Below are 9,021 nucleotides of genomic sequence, written 5' to 3'. Positions count from 1 at the left end.
TTTTGGGTTAGGGGTGGGCGCGAGCGAAGCGAGCTTCTGACTTAGCCGTTGCAAAACGACGCAGATGTCACGCCAACCCCCCCCTAACCCCCTCCCGCCTGCGGGAGGGGGAATGCGGTATACACCACGCTAAGGCCTCACCCTCAGCGTAGCCGCAGGCGCTTCGCTGGTCAGCGGCGTCACCTTCCAGACGATCCGCTTCCCCTGCGGCGTGCTCTGCGCGCCGTCCTCCTGATTCTGGCTGACGATCTCCGCATCGGTGGTGAGTGTGAACACCCCATCCAATGCCTTCGCCGCATCCTCGCCCGCACCGCCGCCGCCCATCGGATTCTGGCTCTTGTCATAACCGTTGGAATAGCCCGGCGCCTTCACCCGCACCCGATCCTCCCCGCGCAGTTCCACCGCGACGAAGGGCAACACGATCTGCGCATCGCTGTTGAAGGGAAAGAGAAAGGCGTGGGTCAGCCTGCCGCTGATCGCATAGTCGATCTCGAACCGGTGATTCCCCATATAGCGGGCTGAACGAAACCCCTTTTCCCTGGAAAGCGCCGCCGCAATGGCCTGCATCTGCTGCTCGTCGCCCTTGTCGCCCTTGGCGTCGAACTGCTCCCCCTGCTCCTTCGATTGAAGCGCGGTGCGCAGGCTGCTCTGCTGGTCCTTGGGCGGTGCGCCGTCGATGGGATCGTCGCCGGAGGGCATGGAGCCAAGCCCCTTGCCGACATCCGACGCCAATATCTCCCCCTTATAGGTGAAGCTGAAACTCCGGTCTGCGCGGATATCCAGCGTCGATTCGAACTTGCCCGGCGTCACCAGACAGGCCGAGAGCAGCAGACTGACCGCCAGCACCCCGGCAACGCGAAGAAAAGCGGCCATGCCCACCCCCTATAATCCCCTACCGGCTGGCAGCCGCATAAAGAGCGATCGCCGCCGCATTGGACACGTTCAGGCTTTCCATGCGCGGACTGATCGGCAGTTTAGCCAAAATGTCGCAATGCGCCATGCTGTTGTGCCGTAGCCCTTCGCCCTCGGCCCCCAGCACCAGCGCGACCCGCGACGTGCCAATGGCCTCGCCCAAAGACTGGTCCGCCTCGCCATCCAGCCCGATGCGCCAGTAACCGGCTTCGGCAATCTCATCCAGCGCGCGGGCCAGGTTCACCACCCGCACCCACGGCACGATCTCCAGCGCGCCGGAAGCCGACCGCGCCAGCACCCCCGATTCGGGCGGCGCATGCCGGTCCTGCGTCACGATGCACAGCGCATCGAACGCCGCCGCCGACCGCAGGATCGCGCCGACATTATGCGGGTCCGTCACCTGATCCAGCACCAGCACAGGCCGGTTGTCGTCCTGCCCAGCCTCCAGCACGTCGCCCAGCCACACATCGTCCAGCGGCTCCACCTCCGCCACGATGCCCTGATGCGGCGCGTCCGACGGTACCATGCGGCCCAGATCGGCCACATCGGAATAGACGATGGGCAGGACCGGCGGCAGGTCGAGCGCGTTCAGCGCGTCCCGCGTCCCCCATATCTTGCGCACCACCCGGTTGGGATTGGCCAGCGCGGCGATGACGGCATGCCGTCCATAAAAGCGGGGGAACTGGCCTTTGGCCTTCCCGGTGCGATTTCCTCTTTTCATGGGAAGCGCTCTTTTCACATTGAGCCATTGACAGGCAAGTCTCCTTTCGCCATTGGGTCGCCCTCCAGCCGATCGGGGCTTCCCCGAAACGGTGTGGCGACTGGACAGGTGGCCGAGTGGTTAAAGGCAGCAGACTGTAAATCTGCCCGGGTTTCCCGTACGCTGGTTCGAATCCAGCCCTGTCCACCATCGTCGCCCTCCGGCCGGATTGTCGGCCCCACGGCTCCGCCCATCTCTCCGCCGGTTGCATGCGCGCTTCGACGGGATAAGTGCGGTTCATCCGACATCTGCTACACTCCCCCCGATGACATTCGACCGCCGCGCCGTCCTGACCGCAGCCCTTTCCGGCTTCCTGACGCTCCCGCTTCCCCGCCGCGCCTTCGCGGCGAGCGAGGTGGAGCGCGTCGACGACCTGATCGCCCGCATGACCATAGAGGAAAAGGCGGGCCAGATGACCTGCCTTGCCGACAGTTTCCGCCCCTACAACCCGCCCAATCCGCAGGTCGGCATCCAGAATGAGAAGGATCTGGCCAACGAAATCCGCAAGGGCCGCGTCGGTTGCCTGTTCAACGGCATCGGCGTAGCGGGCGCCCGCCGCGCCCAGGACATCGCGCTCAAACAAAGCCGCCTCGGCATTCCCCTGCTGTTCGCGGGCGACGTGATCCACGGCCTCAAGACCATCTTCCCTGTGCCCCTCGCCGAATCGGCCAGCTTCGATCCTGCCCTTGCCGAACGCACCGCCCGCGCCATGGCGGTGGAGGCGACGGCGGCGGGCCTGCACCTGACCTTCGCGCCGATGGTCGACGTCGCCCGCGACCAGCGCTGGGGCCGGGTGGTGGAGGGGGCGGGGGAGGACGTCACCCTCGGCAGCCTCTTCGCCGCCGCCCGCGTGCGCGGTTTCCAGGGCCGCGACCTGCGCCGCGACGACTCCTTGCTCGCCTGCCCCAAGCATTTCGCCGCCTATGGCGCGGTCGCGGGCGGCCTGGAATATGGCAGCGTCGACATCAGCGACGAGACGCTGCGCGAAACCCATCTGCCGCCCTTCGGTTCGGCCTTCGCGGCGGGCGCGCTCACCACCATGGCGGCGTTCAGCGAAATCAACGGCGTTCCAGCGACAGCCGACCGCGATCTCCTCACAGACCTGCTGCGCGGCGAGATGAAATTCCGCGGCTTCGTCTTCTCCGACTATACCGCCGATGAGGAACTGGTCGCCCACGGCTTTGCGGAGGATGAACGCGACGCCACCCGCCTCGCCATATTGGCGGGCGTCGACATGTCGATGCAGAGCGGCCTCTATATCCGCCACATCCCCGATCTGGTGAAGAGCGGCGCGGTGCCGATGGAAACGGTCGACGTCGCCGTCCGCCGCATCCTTTACGTGAAGACCGCCATCGGCCTGTTCGAAAACCCATACCGCTCACTGAATGAGGAAGCGGAAAAGACCCGCATCTTCACGCCGTCCCATCGCGCCCTTGCCCGCGAAGCCGCCACCCGCTCCATCGTGCTGCTCCAGAACAGCGGCGTCCTCCCCCTCGATCCCGCCAAGGGCCAGACCATCGCCCTCATCGGCCCCTTTGCCGAGGACAGGATGAACGTCTACGGCCCCTGGGCCTTTTACGGCGACAAGGGGAAGGGCGTCGACATCGCCACCGGCCTGCGCGCCGCCATGCCGGACCCGGCCAAATTGCTGATCGCGCCGGGCAGCGGCATATTGACGCCCATCGACGGCGGCGTCGCAAAAGCGGTGGAAACCGCAAAGGCGGCTGATGTCGTCATCCTTGCCCTCGGTGAATCGCAGGACATGTCGGGTGAAGCGCAATCGCGCACCGCCATCGAAATTCCCGTCGTGCAGCAGGTGCTGGCCGACGCCATCGCCGCCACCGGCAAGCCCGTGATCGTCCTGCTCCGCCACGGCCGCGCCCTCGCGCTGCACGACGGCGTGGCCAATGCGCAGGCGATCCTGGCCACCTGGTTCCTCGGCTCCGAATCCGGCCATGCCATAGCGGACATCCTGTTCGGCAAGGAAAACCCCTCCGCCAAGCTGCCGGTCAGCTTCCCCTGGGAATCGGGGCAGGAGCCTTTCTTCTACGACCGCAAATCGACCGGCCGCCCGGTGATCGACAACCGCACCGAATATCGCTCCCGCTACGCCACCACCGACAATAGCGCGCGCTATCCCTTCGGCCACGGCCTCAGCTACAGCGAATTCACGCTCGACCAGCTCAAATTCTCCGACACCGCGCTTCGCTGGGACGCGGCCATCGGCATCACCGTGCGCGTCACCAACAAGGGGCAACGCAAGGGCAGCGAAGTGGTCCAACTCTACATCCGCGACCGCGTGGCGAGCCGCACCCGCCCCATCCGCGAACTCAAACGCATCGAGCGGGTCACGCTGGCGCCGGGGGAAAGCAAGACGTTCCGCTTCTCCCTCTCCCGCATCGACCTGGAATTCGTCGGCGCAGGCAACCGCCGCATCGCCGAACCGGGCGCCTTCGACCTGTGGATCGGCCAGTCGAGCGTAGGCGGCCTGCAAGGAACGTTCACCCTCTACGCGGAGGGTTAGCGATTTCAGGACTGATTGACGCGAACCCCGTATTCTCCCCCCGTTCGTCCTGAGTAGCCACTGAGCTTGTCGAAGTGGCGTATCGAAGGACCAGGCACAGCAGATGATCGAAACCCTGTCCTACACCCCCCAACCCATGCCATACCCCTCACCGGCTCTTTCCACCGTCAACCCATCCACCCCGCACCAGGCGGGCACCCTCCACGCACCCATTCCGCAAAAATTCTCCTATTGCGAAATCGATGCCCCCACTCCGCACCCACGCAAATGCGTGGGCCACAACGGCGTGAACTTCGCAACCACGGCCCTTGCTGCAAAACTCCACCTCCACGCCTTCACCACGCCTTGCCGCTCTGCTAGAGGCCCCCTCCATGCTCAACCTGAACGGCATCACCGTGCGCCTCGGCGGCCGCACCATCCTTGACCGCGCCAGCGCCGCGCTGCCGCCGCGCAGCCGCGTGGGCCTGATCGGCCGCAACGGCGCGGGCAAGTCGACCCTGATGAAGGTGATGATCGGCCAGCTCGACCCGGACGAGGGCAGTTGCGACATGCCCCGCGACACCCGCCTCGGCTATATCGCGCAGGAGGCCCCCAGCGGCACCGCCACCCCCTTCGACACCGTCCTCGCCGCCGACAAGGAACGCGCCGAACTGATGGCGGAGGCGGAACATACCGAAGACCCCGACCGCCTCGGCCATATCTACGAACGGCTGAACGCCATCGACGCCTACACCGCCCCGGCCCGCGCCGCCCGCATCCTGGTCGGCCTCGGCTTCGATGAGGAAATGCAGGGCCGCCCGCTCGACAGTTACTCAGGCGGCTGGAAGATGCGCGTGGCGTTGGCTGCGCTGCTTTTCTCCAACCCCGAACTGCTGCTGCTCGACGAACCGTCGAACCATCTCGACCTCGAAGCGACGCTCTGGCTGGAAAATTTCCTCAAAAGCTATCGCGGCACCGTGGTCGTGATCAGCCATGAGCGCGACCTGCTCAACAATGTGGTCGACTATATCCTGCATCTGGAGGGGGGCAAGGTCACCCTCTACCCCGGCGGCTACGACGCCTTCGAACGGCAGCGCGCCGAACGGCTGGCGCAGCAGGAAGCCGCCCGCGCCAAGCAGCAGGCGGAGCGCGAGAAGTTGCAGGATTATGTCGCCCGCAACTCGGCCCGCGCCTCCACCGCGAAACAGGCCCAGTCCCGCGCCAAGGCGCTGGCGAAGATGCAGCCGATCGCTGCGGCCATCGAAGACCCGACGCTGCATTTCGGCTTCCCCAGCCCGCCCGAACTGCGCCCGCCGCTCATCACCATGGACATGGCGGCGGTCGGCTATGACGAAACGCCGATCCTGCGCCGCGTCAACCTGCGCATCGATCCGGACGACCGGCTGGCGCTGCTCGGCCGCAACGGCAACGGCAAGACCACGCTCGCCCGCCTGATCGCCGCGCAGTTGAAGCCGATGGAGGGCGCGATGAACGCCTCGGCCAAGATGAATGTCGGCTATTTCACCCAATATCAGGTGGAGGAACTGGACGTCACCGACACGCCGCTCGAACATATGAGCCGCGTGATGAAGGGCGCCACCCCCGCCGCCGTCCGCGCCCAGCTAGGCCGCTTCGGCTTCTCCGGCGAACGCGCCACGCAGAAGGTCGGCAGCATGTCGGGCGGCGAAAGGGCGCGGCTGGCGCTGGCGCTCATCACCCGCGACGCGCCGCACCTGCTGATCCTCGACGAACCGACCAACCATCTCGACGTCGACAGCCGGGAGGCGCTGGTGCAGGCGCTGAACGAATATTCGGGCGCGGTGGTGATCGTCAGCCACGACCGCCACATGATCGAACTGGTGGCCGACCGCCTCGTGCTGGTCGACAACGGCACGGCCCAGCCCTTCGACGGCAGCCTGGAGGATTATACCGACATCATCCTGCGCAAGGCGGACGGCAACGGCGGCGGCGGGGATGCGCCGAAGGCCGACCGCAAGGCGGAAAAGCGCAACGCCGCCGAATGGCGCGAAAAGCAGAAGGCGGCGAAGAACGCCGTCAGCAAGGCTGAAAAGGAAATGGCCACGCTGAACGCCGAACGCAGCCGCATCGACAAGGCGCTGTTCGACCCCAAATCCGCCACCGGCGCGGAGGCGAAGATGACCATGACCGAACTGATGGTGAAGCGCGCCGACCTGGAAAAGAAGCTGGAAGCCGCGGAAGAAAGCTGGATGGAAGCCAGCGCCGCGCTGGAGGAACTCTAGGCACACCGCGCTCCTGCGAAGGCAGGAGCCCAGTTCTGACGTCACGGCATGCTTCAACCGCCCGAAGGTTCTTCCGTCAAAGGCCCCTCCAGCCCATCCGCCCCCGTCCGCATCTTCGTCACGATGTTCCAGGTGGCGATGAACAGCGCCGCGATCACCGGCCCGATGACGATGCCGTTGAACCCGAACAGGTCGATCCCGCCCAGCGTCGTGATCAGCACCACATAGTCGGGAATCCGCGTATCCCGCCCGACCAGCACCGGGCGCAGGATATTGTCCACCATCCCGATCACGAACAGCCCGCAAAAGGCAAGGATCAGGCCCTGCACCACCGCGCCGGTCACGAACAGATAGATGGCCACCGGCACCCAGACCAGTCCCGTCCCGACCGCAGGGATCAGCGAGAACGCCCCCATCAGCACGCCCCACAGCAACGCCCCTGGGAGTCCCAGCGCCCAGAACACCACGCCGCCGATGAGTCCCTGCACGATGGCGACGACGATGCTGCCCTTGATCGTGGCGCGGGTGACGATGACGAACTGCTGCATCAGCGCCTGCCGATAGGCGGTGCGCATGGGCGCCGCCCGGTCCATCATCGCCGCCAGTCTAGGCCCGTCGCGCAACAGGAAGAAGGTCAGGTACAGCATCACGCCCAACGCCATCAGGAAGCTGAACGCGCTCTGCCCGATCTGCAACGCCTGCGTCGCCACCGTGCGGAAACTGGACGCGATGCCTTCGCTCAGCATCTCGCGCACCGCCGCGAAATTGGTGATGCCCAGCCGCTCCAGAAATGCCGCGGCCCATCCGGGCAGGCTCGCCTGGAACTGGGCGAACATGCGGGCGAAATTAATCTCGCCCGACTGCACCTTGGCGGTGAAGATCGTCGCTTCCTGCACCAGCGCCGCCGCCAATATGAAGGCGGGGACGATCACCAGCGCGATGATCAGCAGCAGCGTCAGGGCCGCCGAACTGTTCCGCCGCCGCGGCATCATGCGCAGCAGCGCCTGGTTGACCGGCGCGAACAATATGGCGGCGATCACGCCCCACAGCACGGCGGCGAAAAACGGCTCGATCACCAGAGCGAAGGCGATCGAAACCAGAAGGACGAAGCCCAGGAAAACCCCGTCCTCTATATGCGCGGCTGGCGATTTTCTGTTGTCCATGACGTCGCTTTGGCAAAAATCCCGATGTAAATCTATCCGCCGGTCATTCCGTCGCGGCGCTGAAATCGAAGCTGACCGCCACCTTGGGATCAAGTCCCCCGCTGCTCTCCCCGTTGCCCACGCCAAAGGAGGCGCGCGCGATGGTGGCCGATCCGGCAACCTTCCGCGCCTTGCCCGTGCCGGACAGGGTGAAACGGATGCTCTGCGGCTTGCTCACGCCCTTCAGCGTCAGCGTGCCGGAAGCGCGATAGCTGTTCGCGCCGGTCTTTTCCGCGCCCTTGGCGGTGAAGATGGCCTTGGGATGGGCCGCCACGCCGAAAAATTCGTCGCCGGTCAGCATGCCGTCCTTGTAGCTGTCGCCGACGCTGGCGCTCGCCAGATCGATCTCCACGCGGATGTCGGCGCTGTCCGGATGATCCGGGTCCATCGCGATCTTCGCCGTCCATTTCGAAAAGCCGCCGCTGATCGTCTCGCCGCTATTGCCCACCGAAAAGCCGATATTGCCGCCCGGCCGCACCGCCCAGGAAGGCGGCGGCCCCGCAGCTTCTTCAGCTTCAGCCGCATTGTCCGCACCCTCCGGGGCGGTCGCGTTGGCGGCATTCCCAACGGCCTCGGCGACATTGTCAGGCGCTTCCTCCTCGACGGCGGCCGGTACGGTCGCGGCGGCTGCCGCCTTGGGCGCGGGCGCGGGCAGCACGATGCGTCCCAGCAGGAACCCGGCCGCGACCAGCGCGGGCAGGGCCGCCAGCAACACCGGCGAACGCGCCGGTATCATGCGCCACAACAGCCCGTCGCCGATCAGGAAATGATGCCGCAACGCGCCCGCGACATGCAGGGCGAACAGGGCGATGCCGATCCACGCCAGGATCGCATGCGCGCTATGGGCCGGATCGTTAACGCCCATCGGCAGCGGCAGGTGGGGCAGGGGAATGACGCCGAAGATCAGCGTCGGCACCTTCACCTTAGCGGTCGACACCAGCGCCCACCCCGTCAGCGGCCCCCCCAGCATGAAGACATAGAGACCGGCGTGCACCGCCTTCGCCAGCGCGCCTTGCCACCCGCCCTCGGTCGAGGCCGGACGCGGCTTCCAGTAACGCAGGACGATGCGCGCCAGCGTCAGCGCCAGGATGGAGATGCCGATCGACTTGTGCAACTGGAACAGGGAGAAACCGCGTGCGCCCAGATCCTCCAGCGCCCATCCCACGGCGATCTGGAAGGCCAGCAGGGCCGCGATGGCCCAGTGCAGGAAAATGGCAGTCCGACTATAGCGTTGCATGAAAACCCCGTCCGCGAATCCGGTGCGGAAACTATGCGGCAACCGCGCCGAAGTCCACCGGCCCCGGTGGAAACGATCCGTTACCGAACCAGAATGATCGCCTGCGCGCCTGTGTCAAAAAGGTCGCAGTTCGACCAATTTCCACC

At 65.9% G+C, this 9,021-nt stretch carries 6 protein-coding genes and 1 tRNA gene; 3 read left to right on the top strand and 4 right to left on the bottom strand.

The annotated features are described in order from the left end of the window. Positions 1–129: 129 nt before the first annotated feature. Entirely contained in the window at positions 130–873 is a 744-nt protein-coding gene (locus BV95_RS16680; protein ID WP_037454490.1) for a hypothetical protein, read from the bottom strand. A gap of 19 nt (positions 874–892) precedes the next feature. Then, positions 893–1,633, bottom strand: coding sequence for a 23S rRNA (guanosine(2251)-2'-O)-methyltransferase RlmB (rlmB, locus tag BV95_RS16675; protein ID WP_037454486.1), 741 nt, complete (start codon positions 1,631–1,633; stop codon positions 893–895). Positions 1,634–1,735: 102 nt separating this feature from the next. Between rlmB and BV95_RS16670 the strand changes: the two genes are divergently transcribed. From BV95_RS16670 to BV95_RS16660, 3 genes are all read left to right on the top strand, one after another. Continuing rightward, a tRNA-Tyr gene (locus BV95_RS16670) sits at positions 1,736–1,822 on the top strand. 115 nt (positions 1,823–1,937) lie between these two features. Beyond that, entirely contained in the window at positions 1,938–4,196 is a 2,259-nt protein-coding gene (locus BV95_RS16665) for a glycoside hydrolase family 3 N-terminal domain-containing protein (protein ID WP_037454483.1), read from the top strand. Between the two features lie 371 nt (positions 4,197–4,567). After that, a complete protein-coding gene (locus BV95_RS16660) occupies positions 4,568–6,436 on the top strand; it encodes an ABC-F family ATP-binding cassette domain-containing protein (RefSeq protein ID WP_037454481.1) in 1,869 nt (622 codons plus the stop codon). Positions 6,437–6,489: 53 nt separating this feature from the next. On the opposite strand, the gene BV95_RS16655 is transcribed toward BV95_RS16660, so the two are convergent. Both BV95_RS16655 and BV95_RS16650 read right to left on the bottom strand, forming a co-directional pair. After that, positions 6,490–7,599: an AI-2E family transporter gene (locus tag BV95_RS16655; protein ID WP_037454478.1), complete on the bottom strand. Its 1,110-nt coding sequence runs from the start codon at positions 7,597–7,599 to the stop codon at positions 6,490–6,492. A 43-nt stretch (positions 7,600–7,642) separates the two neighbouring features. After that, positions 7,643–8,875, bottom strand: coding sequence for a YceI family protein (locus BV95_RS16650; RefSeq protein WP_037454500.1), 1,233 nt, complete (start codon positions 8,873–8,875; stop codon positions 7,643–7,645). Positions 8,876–9,021 lie beyond the last annotated feature (146 nt).

The organism is Sphingobium chlorophenolicum (assembly GCF_000722875.1).
Classification (GTDB): domain Bacteria; phylum Pseudomonadota; class Alphaproteobacteria; order Sphingomonadales; family Sphingomonadaceae; genus Sphingobium; species Sphingobium chlorophenolicum.
The sequence above is the reverse complement of the archived record's forward strand: the minus strand, read 5'-3'. Positions and strand labels throughout refer to the sequence as shown.

Excerpts from the sequence above, each read along its gene's own strand:
- BV95_RS16680 (WP_037454490.1), bottom strand. The coding sequence starts at position 873 with ATGGCCGCTTTTCTTCGCGTTGCCGGGGTGCTGGCGGTCAGTCTGCTG.
- rlmB (WP_037454486.1), bottom strand. The coding sequence starts at position 1,633 with ATGAAAAGAGGAAATCGCACCGGGAAGGCCAAAGGCCAGTTCCCCCGC.
- BV95_RS16665 (WP_037454483.1), top strand. The coding sequence starts at position 1,938 with ATGACATTCGACCGCCGCGCCGTCCTGACCGCAGCCCTTTCCGGCTTC.
- BV95_RS16660 (WP_037454481.1), top strand. The coding sequence starts at position 4,568 with ATGCTCAACCTGAACGGCATCACCGTGCGCCTCGGCGGCCGCACCATC.
- BV95_RS16655 (WP_037454478.1), bottom strand. The coding sequence starts at position 7,599 with ATGGACAACAGAAAATCGCCAGCCGCGCATATAGAGGACGGGGTTTTC.
- BV95_RS16650 (WP_037454500.1), bottom strand. The coding sequence starts at position 8,875 with ATGCAACGCTATAGTCGGACTGCCATTTTCCTGCACTGGGCCATCGCG.